This is a genomic window from Mesorhizobium sp. ISC11 (assembly GCF_037162595.1).
Taxonomy (GTDB): Bacteria; Pseudomonadota; Alphaproteobacteria; order Rhizobiales; family Rhizobiaceae; genus Mesorhizobium; species Mesorhizobium ciceri.
Window position 1 is genome coordinate 1,293,707 of sequence record NZ_JAVSPW010000001.1, and the last position, 14,004, is coordinate 1,307,710.

At 60.5% G+C, this 14,004-nt stretch carries 12 protein-coding genes; 9 read left to right on the plus strand and 3 right to left on the minus strand.

What is annotated here, in order from left to right; all coding sequences use genetic code 11:
- The first annotated feature begins 19 nt into the window (after positions 1-19).
- From RPF88_RS06575 to RPF88_RS06610, 8 genes are all read left to right on the plus strand, one after another.
- The gene (locus tag RPF88_RS06575; RefSeq protein ID WP_013531441.1) at positions 20-1,327 is read left to right on the plus strand and encodes a replication-associated recombination protein A; all 1,308 of its coding nucleotides are present in this window, start codon (positions 20-22) and stop codon (positions 1,325-1,327) included.
- A 171-nt stretch (positions 1,328-1,498) separates the two neighbouring features.
- A complete protein-coding gene (locus RPF88_RS06580) occupies positions 1,499-2,329 on the plus strand; it encodes an aspartyl/asparaginyl beta-hydroxylase domain-containing protein (RefSeq protein WP_164753799.1) in 831 nt (276 codons plus the stop codon).
- 172 nt (positions 2,330-2,501) lie between these two features.
- Positions 2,502-4,154, plus strand: a complete 1,653-nt coding sequence (locus tag RPF88_RS06585) for a hypothetical protein (protein ID WP_337121996.1) — start codon at positions 2,502-2,504, stop codon at positions 4,152-4,154.
- A 76-nt stretch (positions 4,155-4,230) separates the two neighbouring features.
- Positions 4,231-4,605, plus strand: a complete 375-nt coding sequence (gene crcB / locus RPF88_RS06590) for a fluoride efflux transporter CrcB (RefSeq protein WP_063168066.1) — start codon at positions 4,231-4,233, stop codon at positions 4,603-4,605.
- Positions 4,606-4,667: 62 nt separating this feature from the next.
- Complete coding sequence (locus RPF88_RS06595; RefSeq protein WP_027163357.1) at positions 4,668-5,648, plus strand: RluA family pseudouridine synthase; 981 nt, start codon at positions 4,668-4,670, stop codon at positions 5,646-5,648.
- Between the two features lie 2 nt (positions 5,649-5,650).
- The gene (locus tag RPF88_RS06600; RefSeq protein WP_024505073.1) at positions 5,651-6,568 is read left to right on the plus strand and encodes a DMT family transporter; all 918 of its coding nucleotides are present in this window, start codon (positions 5,651-5,653) and stop codon (positions 6,566-6,568) included.
- Between the two features lie 11 nt (positions 6,569-6,579).
- Positions 6,580-7,368, plus strand: coding sequence for an ATP12 family chaperone protein (locus RPF88_RS06605; protein ID WP_027163359.1), 789 nt, complete (start codon positions 6,580-6,582; stop codon positions 7,366-7,368).
- A gap of 190 nt (positions 7,369-7,558) precedes the next feature.
- Positions 7,559-9,448, plus strand: a complete 1,890-nt coding sequence (locus tag RPF88_RS06610; RefSeq protein WP_224674179.1) for an MFS transporter — start codon at positions 7,559-7,561, stop codon at positions 9,446-9,448.
- Between the two features lie 96 nt (positions 9,449-9,544).
- On the opposite strand, the gene RPF88_RS06615 is transcribed toward RPF88_RS06610, so the two are convergent.
- Positions 9,545-9,742 (minus strand): DUF2735 domain-containing protein, encoded by a 198-nt coding sequence (locus RPF88_RS06615; RefSeq protein ID WP_063168063.1) that lies wholly within the window; start codon positions 9,740-9,742, stop codon positions 9,545-9,547.
- A gap of 316 nt (positions 9,743-10,058) precedes the next feature.
- On the opposite strand from RPF88_RS06615, the gene RPF88_RS06620 reads away from it, so the two are divergent.
- A complete protein-coding gene (locus RPF88_RS06620; RefSeq protein ID WP_013531450.1) occupies positions 10,059-11,099 on the plus strand; it encodes a glutamine synthetase beta-grasp domain-containing protein in 1,041 nt (346 codons plus the stop codon).
- Between the two features lie 737 nt (positions 11,100-11,836).
- Here the strand turns inward: RPF88_RS06620 and glnA are convergent.
- A complete protein-coding gene (glnA, locus tag RPF88_RS06625) occupies positions 11,837-13,246 on the minus strand; it encodes a type I glutamate--ammonia ligase (protein WP_013531452.1) in 1,410 nt (469 codons plus the stop codon).
- A gap of 65 nt (positions 13,247-13,311) precedes the next feature.
- Positions 13,312-13,650, minus strand: a complete 339-nt coding sequence (locus tag RPF88_RS06630) for a P-II family nitrogen regulator (RefSeq protein ID WP_006205430.1) — start codon at positions 13,648-13,650, stop codon at positions 13,312-13,314.
- Positions 13,651-14,004 lie beyond the last annotated feature (354 nt).

Genomic DNA, 14,004 nt, shown 5'->3' on the forward strand with positions numbered 1-14,004 from the left:
TCCAACGAAAAAGAAGTGCATGGCCGATCTGTTCAGCGTCGATGAACCGGAAAAGAAGCCGCCTGGGCGGCCGCTGGCCGACAGGTTGCGGCCGAGGAACCTTGGCGAGGTCGTCGGCCAGGAGCATCTGACCGGGCCTGACGGCGCGCTGACCCGGTTGATCGGTTCCGGCTCGCTCGGCTCGATGATTTTCTGGGGGCCGCCCGGCACCGGCAAGACCACCGTGGCGCGGTTGCTCGCCGGTGAAACGAGTCTCGCCTTCGAGCAGATATCGGCTGTCTTTTCCGGCGTCGCCGACCTGAAAAAGGTGTTCGAATCAGCCAAATTGCGCCGTGCCAATGGCCGCCAGACCTTGTTGTTCGTCGACGAGATCCATCGCTTCAACCGTGCGCAGCAGGACAGTTTCCTCCCGGTCATGGAGGACGGGACAGTCGTGCTGGTTGGCGCTACGACCGAAAACCCGTCCTTCGAACTGAATGCCGCTTTGTTGTCACGCGCGCGCGTTCTGGTCTTCCATTCGCTTGGCGAGGAGAGCATCTCCAAGCTGATGGCGCGGGCGGAGGAGACCGAGGGCAGGGCGCTGCCGCTCGACGACGAGGCGCGGGCCATGCTCATCCGCATGAGCGATGGCGACGGCCGCGCCTCTCTTACCCTGGCGGAGGAAGTCTGGCGAGCAGCCAAGCCCGGCGAGGTCTTCGATCCCGAGGGTCTGCAGCGCATCGTCCAGCGCCGCGCGCCGATCTACGACAAGGGCCAGGACGGCCATTACAATCTGATCTCGGCGCTGCACAAATCGGTACGCGGTTCAGATCCTGACGCGGCTCTCTACTATCTCGCACGCATGTTCGATGCCGGCGAGGATCCGCTCTATCTAGGCCGCCGGCTGGTGCGCATGGCCATGGAAGACATCGGCCTTGCCGACCCGCAGGCGCTTGTCGTCGCCAATGCCGCCAAGGATGCCTACGACTATCTCGGCTCGCCCGAAGGCGAACTCGCCTTTGCCGAGGCCACCGTCTATCTCGCCACCGCGCCCAAATCCAACGCCGTCTACAACGCTTTCAAGGCCGCCACGCGGGCCGCCAAGGAACACGGCTCGCTGCTGCCGCCCAAGCACATCCTCAACGCGCCGACCAAGCTGATGAAAGAGGAGGATTACGGCGCGGGCTACCGCTACGACCATGACGAGCCGGATGCCTTTTCGGGGCAGGATTATTTTCCGGAGAAGATGGGTCGCCAGACCTTCTATGATCCGCCCGAGCGCGGCTTCGAGCGCGATATCAGGAAGCGGCTCGATTATTGGGCAAAGCTGCGCAAAGAGCGGGAATAGCCGGGTTGCGTGAGGCTATTGACCAGATCCAGCAGGCAGCCAGCCGGCCGCGGTAGCAGGGCCGTTGTGTGGTAACCCAAAAAACCTTATCAAGGCGCACGACCGGGCGGTGGCCATTGCCTTGATTTGGGCACCTCATTCGCAACAGGATCGCGCTTGGCGCGTGGAAAAATGACAAAAAATCTTCGCAAATCCCTTCGCAAATTCGCCATTGCCATCCCGCTTCTCGCCCTTGGCTTCTATTTCATCCCCATCCTGACGACGATCTTCATCGTCTGCGGCCTGATCGACGTGCTGCGCAACGACCGCAAGGATCTGTCGCTGTTCTCAGGCTATTTTCTCGGCAACGGCCTGTTCACCTGGCTGCTTTCGCCGTTCAACCTGCTGGTCGACCTCCTGTGCTACAGAAATCCTGGCGTGTGGAAGCTGGATCAGTTTCCCGCCGACTATCAGCGCGAGGTCAACGAGGTCCTGGATATCTTCAAGGCGCGCAAGGATGAGATTATCGCCGATATCGATGCCAATTTCGGCGCCGGCCGGCGCGGCATGTATGTCTACCAGTGGTACGGCAAGCACAGGATCGACAACGTCGCCGAGTTCAACAAGGATTTCAAATACATCAAGACCATCGCCGTTTCCGTCTTCAGCAAGCGCGAATCGACGTCCTGGCATTTCGGCCCGCTGCGGCTCAGCTTGCGCATTCTCTACAATCTGATCCCGGTGAAGTCGGAGATTTTCGTCGAGTGCGGCAACGTCAAGAATTACTGGTACGACAATCCGCTGTTCATCTTCGACGACACGCTACTGCATCGCTCGGTCAACGAGTATGACGGCCGCCGCTACTGCGTGTTCATGGACATTATCAGGCCATCCCCGGTTCCCCGCCTCATCGCGGGTATGCTGGCCATCGTCTCGGTGAGCGTCGAGCGCATCAATTCCATGTTCTACAAGAACTGGAAAATGATCGGTTCGACCAAGCCGAAGAATGCCGGGACGACCTGAGCTTTGGAAAATCGGCGCTGCCGGCCCTGCCGGCAGCGTTTGGGTGCTCTGCATGTGAGACTTGGCCAATCCTTGTCGGCCGCTCATGCGCCGGATCCTGGCTGCATTAAACGGTAGTCCGGGCTGGCTTTGATAGTTCTGCCTCTTCTCCTTCTGGCGGCCGCAAGTGACGATGAACAAATCTCTCGGATTTTGGGCAACGACATATGTGTGTACCGCTCTGCTGGGAGTTGCTCTTGCTCTCATCTATGTAGGGCTTGAACAGCCTGTCTATTACTGGGACTTCGCTGCCTATTTCGACACGTTTAGCCGGCAGGGCACGCTCTTGGTTCAGAGCCCTCTCGAGTGGCTCAGCCATTTGAGGACCTCGATCGCCACCGATGACTACAGTGCGGCGATCCTGGTGCCGCTGATGCCGTTTCACATCATTTTTGGCGATTCGAGGTTTTCCTACATCGCCGGAATAGTCGCTGTTTACCTGGTTCCGACCGCTCTTCTCATCGGCAGAACAAGCTATCTGGAGGCGGCGACCGGGACGCCTTCATGCCGAAGCTGGCTCACCGTATGGATTGCGGCCTTTCTCTACACGCCCTTCTGGGCGGCGACGCTTCGTGGGTTGCCGGACATTGCCGGCTGCCTCGCGCTTTGCGCGGCAACCTATTTTCTCTGGAAATCGAGGTTCCTGACCCATGAACCGGTGATCAGCGGAATGCGTGTCGGCGTATGCCTGTGGTTGGCATTCGTGCTGCGCCGCTGGTATGCCTATCCCGTCATCGGGGTCGGAACTTCCGCGGCCTTCTTCTGTTTTCTGCAGGTCGCGAAAGACCGCGACGTCCCGGCACTCCGCAATGCCGCCGTCGGGGGCCTGTGTGTGATCCTCGTGGTTGTCGGAGCCGCGCTGACCTTCCAGCAACCTCTGATCCTCAAGATACTGGGAACCAGCTATGGCGACCTTTACAGCGGATACAAGACAAGCTTCGTTTCACAGGTTGACCAGGCAGGATCGCGGCTCAGCTATGTGAACTGGCTGTTGATCGTATTCGGCCTTTGCATCTCCATCATACGCCAAAATAGATTTTCCCTGTTCTGTGCCGTTGCTTCGGTACTTACCTTCTTCCTCTTCACCCGCATGCAAGACCCGGATCGCCACCATTCGGTGCCAATGTTTCTTTGGCTTTTTCCTGCCTACGCCCAAGCAATCGTCGCGATCGTTTCGATGCCGGCGCTGAGATCGCGATGGTCGACCGCCGCGATAGCCGTTGCCGCCGTGCTGGCGTTTTTCGGTACTTTTTTCCCGATTGGCCGCCAGGTGCTGTCACCGATCAGCTACGTCTTTGCCAGGGAAGCCACGCTCCCGCTGCAACTCGACAATCTTCCAGAATACAGGCGCCTTATCGATGACCTTCTTGGAAAGATGGGACCTGGGGACCGGTTGTCGGCATTTGCATCCAGCGGGATCATGAGCGACTCACTGCTCTATGAAATGGACAAGGACCTTTACCCTCGCATCGAGTGGGCTTGTCAGGTCGATAGTCGCGATCGGTTCAGACCGGCGGCGTTGAAGTCCAAATACGTTGTCGTGACCGATCCGCCCGTTACCCATCTGCAGCCGGGTGCGCAGCTCTGTGTCTCGATACCGGACCAATACATTGTCGAGGGCAAAGGCATCGGCGCTGCATACAGGCGCATCGCGGCGTACCAGCTGTCCGGCGACGTCAAGGGCTACCTCTACGAACAGGTGCGCCCTATCGGAAAAACGGAGATCGATGACCTCTATAACGAGTTCAGGAAAAAATATCCGGGATGGGCAACGCCTGAGTGGTGACGAGCTCGGCTGGTCCGTGCGGTTGCGCCCACAACGAGGGATTGACCGGGCAGCCCTGCGGGGGCAGTAAACGGTCATGTTCAATCTGTTTCTCGTCTTCCTCGGTGGCGGCATCGGTGCCGGGATTCGTCACCTTACCAACATCGGCGCGCTGCGTTTTGTCGGCCCCAACTATCCCTGGGGCACGATGGCCATCAACGTCATCGGCTCCTTCGCCATGGGGCTGTTCATCGCCTCCATGATGCGCCGTGGCGGATCGAACGAGGTCAGGCTGTTCGTTGCCACCGGCATTCTTGGCGGCTTCACCACCTTCTCAGCCTTTTCGCTCGATTTCGCGACGCTGTGGGAGCGGGGAGCCACGCTGCCTGCGCTGGGTTATGCCCTTGCCAGCGTCATTGGCGCCATTATCGCCCTGTTTCTGGGACTTTGGCTCGCAAGAAGCCTGCCTTAGTGCTATTGCCGCGCCAAGAACAGGCCGAGCTTCGCTCGGGAAACGGATAAGCGACAAAAAACATGGCAGGCGTTGAACAGATCACGGTGGAAGCCGGCGAGGCGGGCATGCGGCTCGACCGCTGGTTCAAGACCCATTTCCCGGGCCTTGGTTTCGGCCATTTGCAGAAGCTTCTGCGCTCCGGCCAGATCCGTGTCGACGGCGGCCGGGTCAAGGCCGACACCCGTGTCGAGCCCGGCCAGATGGTTCGCGTCCCACCGCTCGAGGTTGACAAGAAGGGCGAGAGTGCGCTGACCGGCCACTCGATCCGCAACCAGGGCGATGCCGATGTCCTGTCGAAAATGCTGATCCATGAAGACCCTAAGGTTTTCGTCTTCAACAAGCCGGCGGGCCTTGCGGTGCAGGGCGGCTCGGGCGTCACCCGCAATGTCGACGACATGCTGGAGGCCTGGCGCAACCAGAAGGGCGAGAAGCCCAGACTGGTTCACAGGCTCGACCGCGACACTTCGGGCGTGCTGGTCGTCGCCCGCACCCGACTGGCCGCCATGAAGCTCTCGGAAGCGTTTCGCGCCCGCGAGACCAAGAAGACCTATTGGGCGCTGGTCAAGGGCGTGCCGCCCAAACGCGAGGACAAGATCTCGACCTGGCTGATCAAGGAGCCGACGCCGGACGGTGACCGCGTGCGGGTCGCCGCGCATGGCGAAAAGGGCGCCGACCACGCTGTGTCCTACTACCGCGTCATCGAGCAGGCGGCGCAGACGATGACCTGGCTTGAAATGGAGCCCTATACGGGCCGCACCCACCAGCTTCGCGTCCATGCCGCCTACATCGGCTGCCCGATCCTGGGCGATCCGAAATATTTCGAGGCCGACACCAACTGGGACTTTCCCGGGGGCATTCAAAACCGCCTGCATCTGCACGCCCGCCGCATCATCATTCCGCATCCCGACAAGGGCGTCATCGATGTCACGGCGCCAATGCCACCGCATATGCGCCAGAGCTGGAACCTGATCGGCTTCGACGACGCCAGCGCGGAGGACTGATCGTGAGCGGCGCCACCGACGCGCTCGACCGGCGCGACACGGTCGACCTGGCCGCCGCCGCGATCATGGTCGGGCTGACCTTTTCCTGGGGGCTGAATTACGTCGCCGCCAAGATCTCCTACGCTGGCTATGATCCGGTTTTCCTGTCGATCGCGCGCTCGATCATCGGCGGCATGTGTGTCTTTGCCTGGTGCCGGTGGCGCGGCATCGCGCTTTTCACGCGCGACGGGACCTTGCTCGCCGGCATCGTGGTTGGCGCGCTTTTCGGCATCGAGTTCCTTTGCCTCTATGTCGGCCTGGAGCATACGACCGTTGCCCGCAACACGCTGCTGGTCAACACCATGCCGTTCTGGATGCTGCTCGGCGGCCATTTCCTGCTCGGCGAGCAGATCACGTTGAGAAAATTCCTTGGCCTGCTGCTGGCCTTTGCCGGTCTTGCCGCGGTGTTTTCCGACAAGCTTGGCGGCGGCGGAGACATGCTGTTCGGCGATCTGCTGAGCCTTGGCTCCGGATTCTTCTGGGCTTTGACCAACATCCTCATCAAGCGGTCGAAGCTGGTCGAGGCGAGCGCCGAGAAGCTTCTGCTTTACCAACTCGCCGGGGCAGCGATCGTAGGCGTATTGGTGCTGCCTCTCGCCGGCCCGCCCGTTCGCGACCCGACCGTGCTGCCGACCTTGGCGCTGCTTTTCCAGGCGGTCTACATCGTCGCCTTCACCTATGTGCTGTGGTTCTGGCTGCTGCGGCGCTATCCGGCGTCAGGCTTGTCCAGTTTCACCTTCCTGTCGCCGGTTTTCGGCGTCCTGTGCGGAGCCATGTTCTTGAATGAGCCGCTGACCATGCGCATTTTCCTGGCACTTGGCCTGATTGCCGCCGGCCTGATCATCGTCAACCGGCCGGCGCGCAAGCTGACGCCGGTGTAAGAGAGACCTTCATGCGTGACATCCTCAACGACCTCGAAGCGGGCAAGTATCTCTCCGACCCGGATCCTGTGCGCCGCGCCCAGATCCAGATGAAGACGCCTCTGCCCAAACGCTTCTACAAGGCCGCCTCTGTGGCACCTGTCGACAATGGCTTTGCCGTGCATCTCGACGGCAAGCCGGTGCGGACGCCGGGCAAGGCGCTGCTGGTGCTGCCGACCGAGGCAGCAGCCGCGCTCGTCGCCGACGAGTTCGCCGCCCAAAGCGAGACCATCGATCCGGTGAAGATGCCGGTGATGCGCCTCGTCAACACGGCCATCGATGGCGTCGCCAGCGACCCGCAGGCGGTGCTGGAGGATATCCTGCGCTTTGCCTCATCCGATCTCACCTGCTATCGCGCCGACGCGCCGCAAGGGCTGGTGGAGCGGCAGAACCAGCATTGGGATCCGGTGATCGACTGGGCGAGGACGCTCGGAGCCCGCTTCAATCTGGCCGAGGGCATCATCCATGTCGAACAGCCGCGCGAGACCATCGCCGTGCTGGGCAGCCATCTTGCCCAGCGCGCCGAGCCGCTGCGGCTCGCCGCCATCCATGTGATGACGTCGCTGACCGGTTCGGCGCTGCTGGCGCTGGCTGTCGATTTCGGCGAGATCGACGCTGAGGCTGCCTGGGCCGCTGCTCATGTCGACGAGGACTGGCAGATCGAGCATTGGGGGCAGGATGCGGAGGCCGTTGCCCGCCGCGCGGCTCGCAAGCGCGACATGATGGCTGCCGCCGGCCTGCTGCAAGCGCTCAAGGGCTAGGGGTTTCCCAACTCGCCCGGTTTCATCCCGCAGCGCACCTAATACCAAAGTCATAATCCCAAAGACGCGCTGCCTTTGGCGGGCGCTTTCTGTCATTTTTCCCCGATGGCTGTCGTTGAGTCCGTGCTCGGAGGAGAACGCGGACAGTGTCACGCAGCATTGAGAACGGGTCTCACGGGAGGATAACGCAATGGCAATAGCATCGACCGCCGGCGGAACAAGCCGCGGCATGACGCGGGAAGAGAAGAAAGTCATCTTCGCTTCCTCGCTCGGCACCGTTTTCGAATGGTATGATTTCTATCTCTATGGCTCGCTGGCAGTGTTCATCGGTTCGACCTTTTTCAGCCCAGCCATTCCGGAAGCGACCCGCAACATTTTCGCGCTGTTGGCTTTCGCCGCGGGCTTCCTTGTGCGCCCGTTCGGCGCACTGCTGTTCGGCCGCATCGGTGACCTTGTCGGCCGTAAATATACTTTTCTTGTCACCATGACGATCATGGGCCTGTCGACCTTCCTGGTCGGCTTGCTGCCCGGCTATGCCACTTTGGGCATCGCCGCTCCCGTGATCCTGATCATCCTGCGCATGCTGCAGGGCCTGGCTCTGGGTGGCGAATATGGCGGCGCGGCCACTTACGTCGCCGAACATGCGCCGGACAACCGGCGCGGCTACTACACCTCGTGGATCCAGACCACCGCGACGCTCGGCCTGTTCCTATCGCTGGTTGTGATCCTGATCGTACAGGCTTCATTGAGCAAGGAAAACTATGCTGCCTGGGGCTGGCGTATTCCGTTCATCGTGTCTTTCCTGCTGCTCGGCATCTCGATCTGGATCCGGCTTTCGCTTTCCGAATCCCCGACCTTCCAGCGCATGAAGGATGAGGGCAAGGGCTCCAAGGCGCCGCTGACGGAAGCCTTCGGCCAATGGAAGAACGCCAAGATTGCACTGCTGGCGCTGCTCGGCCTCACAGCCGGTCAGGCCGTGGTCTGGTACAATGGCCAGTTCTACGCGCTGTTCTTCTTGACCAACGTGCTCAAGGTCGACGCGCAGTCGGTCAACATCATGATCGCGGTCGCCCTGGCGGTCGGTTCGATCTTCTTCGTCGTCTTCGGCTGGCTCTCCGACAAGATCGGCCGCAAGCCGATCATCATGGCGGGCCTTGCGCTGGCGATTGTCTGCACCTTCCCGCTGTTCAAGGCACTGACATGGGCTGCCAATCCGGCACTCGCCACGGCGCAGCAGAACACCAGGGCGACGGTGACCGCGGCGCCGGGCGACTGCAAGTTCCAGTTCAATCCGGTTGGCACGGCGAAGTTCACGACATCCTGCGATATCGCGACTTCTTTCCTGACCAAGAACTCGGTTCCCTATGACGTGGTGTCGACGGCTGCCGCCGGCACACCCGCATCTGTCAAAATCGGCAACGAGACGGTCGAGTCCTATGACGCCATCGCCGCCGGTGATCAGGCCAAGACCAAGGAAGCGGCCTTCATCAAGGCCGTCAATATGTCGCTGCAGGACGGCGGCTATCCGCTGAAGCGCGCGGCAGCCAAGGTTGCGGACCAGAAGCTCGATGCGTTTGTTGCCGCCAACCCGGAACTGAAGCTGGACGCCGCTGCCATCCGTGCCGGTGAAAAGGCGACGGTGCCGATCGACCAGGCGGTCAAGGACAAGCTGCTGACCACCGATGAGGCAGCGGGCGCACCCGAAGTCACCGTCTACAACATTCCAGGCGGCGGCGCGTTCGCCATGTTCGCCGATCCTGCAGCAGTGAACTGGCCCATGACGATCGGCATCCTGTTCATCCTGGTGCTGTTCGTGACCATGGTCTACGGGCCGATCGCGGCGATCCTGGTCGAGATGTTCCCGACCCGCATTCGCTACACCGGCATGTCGCTGCCCTATCACATCGGCAATGGCTGGTTCGGTGGACTGCTGCCGGCAACCGTGTTCGCGCTCAGCGCCTACAAAGGCGACATCTACTATGGCCTTTGGTACCCGGTGGTGATCGCGGCTATAACGCTGGTCATCGGCATGATCTTCGTCAAGGATACGCTCGGCACCGACCTGCACGCCAAGGAGTAGGCAGCCCCAGCGTTCAAAAGAAAGCCCGGCGCGAACGATCGCGCCGGGCTTTTTCTTTTCAGGCCAATTCGTTGGCGAGGGCTGCTGCCCTTTGTGTCAGCTCTTGCGGCCCCGGGCCTCTTCCTCGATGGCTGCCTCATGGTACCAGCCGTCGCCGAAATCCGCGCGGGCACCACGCAGCGAGGCAAGCTCTGCCGCAAACTTAGCCTTTCCGCTCAAATTTGAGGCAGAGAGGCGTGCTGCCGCCGGGAACATCAAAATTTTGGCCGACGGTCGTGTGGAAATGACTTCCATTGCCGGGTTCCTTTCTTCCGCCGAACCTTTTCGATTCAACTTGGCCCGAAGATAGGGTCTGCAATCAAGTTAGGCAATATGCCTATGAAAAGATCAGCATTTGCACACTATTTGTGCAAATAAGGACCGTGATGGATCCGGGCGCATTGCTTAGGCGGCTCACCGACTTCCGGTGGATGCCGCGTCAATTTTGTCGCACCCTCCGGACCAAGAATGGCACACGAATTGCATTTTAAGTGTGCGGCAGGCCAGCTGCTGACGGCAGACGCATGTCGACGCCGTTCAGTGTTCGGTGATCAAGCAACGAGAGGCTAGAATGACGAAATACAAGCTCGAGTATATCTGGCTCGATGGATATACCCCGGTCCCCAACCTTCGCGGCAAGACGCAGATCAAGGAATTCGCCGAATTCCCTGAACTCGAGCAGCTGCCGCTGTGGGGCTTCGATGGTTCCTCGACCCAGCAGGCCGAAGGGCACAGCTCCGATTGCGTGCTGAAGCCGGTTGCGGTCTATCCGGATCCCGCCCGCACCAACGGCGTGCTGGTCATGTGCGAAGTCATGATGCCCGATGGTGTCACGCCGCATGCCTCAAACAAGCGCGCCACCATCCTCGATGACGAGGGCGCCTGGTTCGGCTTCGAGCAGGAATATTTCTTCTACAAGGACGGTCGCCCGCTCGGCTTCCCCGAGAGCGGCTATCCCGCACCCCAGGGCCCGTACTACACCGGCGTCGGCTATTCCAATGTCGGCTCCGTCGCGCGTCAGATCGTCGAGGAGCATCTCGACCTCTGCCTCGCCGCCGGCATCAACCACGAAGGCATCAACGCCGAAGTGGCCAAAGGCCAATGGGAATTCCAGATTTTCGGCAAGGGCTCCAAGAAGGCCGCCGACCAGATGTGGATGGCCCGCTACCTCCTGCAGCGCCTGACCGAGAAATACGGCATCGACATCGAATACCACTGCAAGCCGCTCGGAGACACCGACTGGAACGGCTCTGGCATGCACGCCAACTTCTCGACCGCCTATATGCGCGAAGTCGGCGGCAAAGCCTATTTCGAAGCGCTGATGGCGGCTTTCGACAAGAACCTGATGGATCACATCGCCGTCTACGGCCCGGACAACGACAAGCGTTTGACCGGCAAGCACGAGACCGCGCCGTGGAACCGGTTCAGCTATGGCATTGCCGACCGTGGCGCCTCGATCCGCGTGCCGCATTCCTTCATCAAGAGCGACTATAAGGGTTATCTGGAAGACCGCCGTCCGAACTCGCAGGGCGACCCCTACCAGATCGCCTCGCAAATCCTGAAGACGATCGCCTCGGTTCCGGCAAGCGCTCAGGTTTCAGCCGCCGCGTAAGTGTTTCGGACTGTATGACAAGAGGACCCCGGCGTCTCGCGCCGGGGTTCTTTTTTGGCCGTTACCCGGCGGACTGCATTCCCGGTAAAACATACCCAGAAAAAGTCAGGCAGTTCCGGCGGTCGCTAATCGCCCGTGAGTTCCGGCCGCAGCCGTGCGAGTCTGCGGCGATCACTCGCCAGAAAGCCCGGAAAACCGCCTTTTCCAGCCCTTGTCCGGGGCGATGGATCTTCCATAAGCATCTGTTCATACAACGGAATCGGTCATTCGCCACCCGGCTGGTGGCGTTGACAGATCACGCTACGGCATGCGTATTCGCGGGCCTTGGGGTTACGTCACGCAATGCTGTTCGGACGGGCGGGGTTTTCTTGAACGGCGGCATTGGCGTGGGCGCCGGACGAGCGGTCACTGTAGCCTGAGACAGTGCTCCGCTCGCTCCTGGCTCCGACGTTGGCGGCCGAACCGCCTCCCTTGATCATTTACTGAACACCGCCGAGTTGTGATTGAAGCGACGCGCTCAAAAGCCGGCCGCTCCGATGGACCGTAGGTCCAAGAATCCGGGCATCCTATGATCGTCGAAGACGAAAGGCGGATACGGCTGTCCATGCGCGGCTGCCGTGCAGGCGAGGCATGCCGGTCGGCTGGCAATCCTATTGGAGCGCAGCAAAAAGCCCTTGAAAGAGGGACGTCTTTCAAGGGCTTGAGCATTATACCTAATCTTGGACCGAGATTGAATCTCAGACGGAGTAGTACATGTCGTACTCGACCGGATGCGGGGTCATTTCGAAGCGCATCACTTCGGCCATCTTCAGCTCGATGTAGCTGTCGATCTGGTCGTCGTCGAAGACGCCGCCGGCTTTCAGGAAGCCGCGGTCCTTGTCGAGGCTCTGCAGGGCTTCACGCAGCGAGCCGCAGACGGTCGGGATCTTCTTCAGCTCCTTCGGCGGCAGGTCGTAGAGATCCTTGTCCATCGGCTGGCCGGGATGGATCTTGTTCTTGATGCCGTCGAGGCCGGCCATCAGCAGCGCGGAGAAGGCGAGGTAGGGGTTCGCGCCCGGATCGGGGAAGCGGACCTCGACGCGCTTGGCCTTCGGCGACGAGCCGAACGGGATACGGCAGGACGCCGAGCGGTTGCGCGCCGAATAGGCGAGCAGAACCGGCGCTTCGTAACCCGGCACCAGGCGCTTGTAGGAATTGGTCAGCGGGTTGGTGAAGGCGTTGATCGCCTTGGCATGCTTGATGACGCCGCCGATGAAGAACAGGCAGCTTTCCGACAGACCGGCGTATTCATTGCCGGCGAAGGTCGGCTTGCCGTTCTTCCAGATCGACATGTGGACGTGCATGCCCGAGCCGTTGTCGCCGAAGATCGGCTTCGGCATGAAGGTTGCCGTCTTGCCGTAGGCGTTGGCGACCTGGTGGACGACATACTTGTAGATCAGCATCTTGTCGGCGTTGCGCACCAGCGCGTCGAACTTGATGCCGAGTTCGTGCTGAGCCGCCGCCACCTCATGGTGATGCTTTTCGACGCGCACGCCCATCTCGGCGAGCACGGTCAGCATTTCCGAGCGCATGTCCTGCGCGCTGTCGATCGGCGGCACCGGGAAGTAGCCGCCCTTGATGCGCGGACGGTGGCCGAGATTGCCGGTCTCATAATCGGTGTCGTCGTTCGACGGCAATTCCGTGGAGTCGAGCTTGAATCCGGTGTTGTAGGGATCCGCCTTGTACTTCACATCGTCGAACACGAAGAATTCGGCTTCCGGGCCGACAAAGATGGTGTCGCCGATGCCTTCGGCCTTCATGTAGGCCTCGGCCTTCTTGGCCGTACCGCGCGGATCGCGGTTGTAGGATTCACCCGAAACCGGATCGAGGATGTCGCACAGGATGACCATGGTCGACTGCGCGAAAAACGGGTCCATGTGGACCGTTTCCGGATCGGGCATCAGCACCATGTCGGACTCGTTGATGGCCTTCCAGCCGGCAATCGACGAGCCGTCGAACATCACGCCATCGGCGAACATGTCTTCCTCGACCTCGATGACATCCATCGTCACGTGCTGCAGCTTGCCCTTCGGGTCCGTGAAGCGCAGGTCGACGAATTTCACGTCGTTGTCCTTGATCTGCTTCATGATGTCTTTGGCTGTCGTCATGTCATGTATCCCTGTGTGATGACTTTTTTTGATGATGACGTTTTTCGGGAGGATGGCGCGGTCGGTCAGACCGCGTCCATGCCCGTTTCGCCGGTGCGTATACGCACGACTTCCTCGATATTGGAAACGAAGATCTTGCCGTCGCCGATACGACCGGTCTGGGCCGCCTTGCGGATGGCCTCGATCGCACCTTCGACCGCGTCGTCGCCAAGCACGACCTCGATCTTCACCTTGGGCAGGAAATCGACGACATATTCGGCGCCGCGGTAGAGTTCGGTGTGACCCTTCTGACGACCGAAGCCTTTTGCTTCGGTGACGGTGATGCCTTGCAGTCCGGCCTCCTGAAGCGCTTCCTTCACTTCGTCGAGCTTGAATGGCTTGATGATCGCTTCGATCTTTTTCATGTAAAAAGTGGCCTCCACTGCCAAAAAAACGGGTTGTGACCCCCCGCTTGCGCCTCCATCAAGCACGAACTGTGCCAATTCAGCGGATTCTAAGCGGTCTCATAAGATTTCAAAGCCGCGCCGCACCGGGATGCAAATTCGCGTCATTCGCTGCACCGGAAGCGGCATGGACTGCCAGAGCCTACACAGCGCCAGCACCCACGTCCGCACAAAAATCGGGCATATTGCCTATCCCCCAGGCAATTTTCTGCCCGCGATGCTTTCGTGCCAACGTTATGGCTGCAGATCTCGGCAACTCCCCCTTGTTTGCTTAGGATCGAAATCGGACAATGCTTGATCGCATGCGGATCGGCA

Excerpts from the sequence above, each read along its gene's own strand:
- RPF88_RS06575 (WP_013531441.1), top strand. The coding sequence starts at position 20 with ATGGCCGATCTGTTCAGCGTCGATGAACCGGAAAAGAAGCCGCCTGGG.
- RPF88_RS06580 (WP_164753799.1), top strand. The coding sequence starts at position 1,499 with ATGACAAAAAATCTTCGCAAATCCCTTCGCAAATTCGCCATTGCCATC.
- RPF88_RS06585 (WP_337121996.1), top strand. The coding sequence starts at position 2,502 with ATGAACAAATCTCTCGGATTTTGGGCAACGACATATGTGTGTACCGCT.
- crcB (WP_063168066.1), top strand. The coding sequence starts at position 4,231 with ATGTTCAATCTGTTTCTCGTCTTCCTCGGTGGCGGCATCGGTGCCGGG.
- RPF88_RS06595 (WP_027163357.1), top strand. The coding sequence starts at position 4,668 with ATGGCAGGCGTTGAACAGATCACGGTGGAAGCCGGCGAGGCGGGCATG.
- RPF88_RS06605 (WP_027163359.1), top strand. The coding sequence starts at position 6,580 with ATGCGTGACATCCTCAACGACCTCGAAGCGGGCAAGTATCTCTCCGAC.
- RPF88_RS06610 (WP_224674179.1), top strand. The coding sequence starts at position 7,559 with ATGGCAATAGCATCGACCGCCGGCGGAACAAGCCGCGGCATGACGCGG.
- RPF88_RS06615 (WP_063168063.1), bottom strand. The coding sequence starts at position 9,742 with ATGGAAGTCATTTCCACACGACCGTCGGCCAAAATTTTGATGTTCCCG.
- RPF88_RS06620 (WP_013531450.1), top strand. The coding sequence starts at position 10,059 with ATGACGAAATACAAGCTCGAGTATATCTGGCTCGATGGATATACCCCG.
- glnA (WP_013531452.1), bottom strand. The coding sequence starts at position 13,246 with ATGACGACAGCCAAAGACATCATGAAGCAGATCAAGGACAACGACGTG.
- RPF88_RS06630 (WP_006205430.1), bottom strand. The coding sequence starts at position 13,650 with ATGAAAAAGATCGAAGCGATCATCAAGCCATTCAAGCTCGACGAAGTG.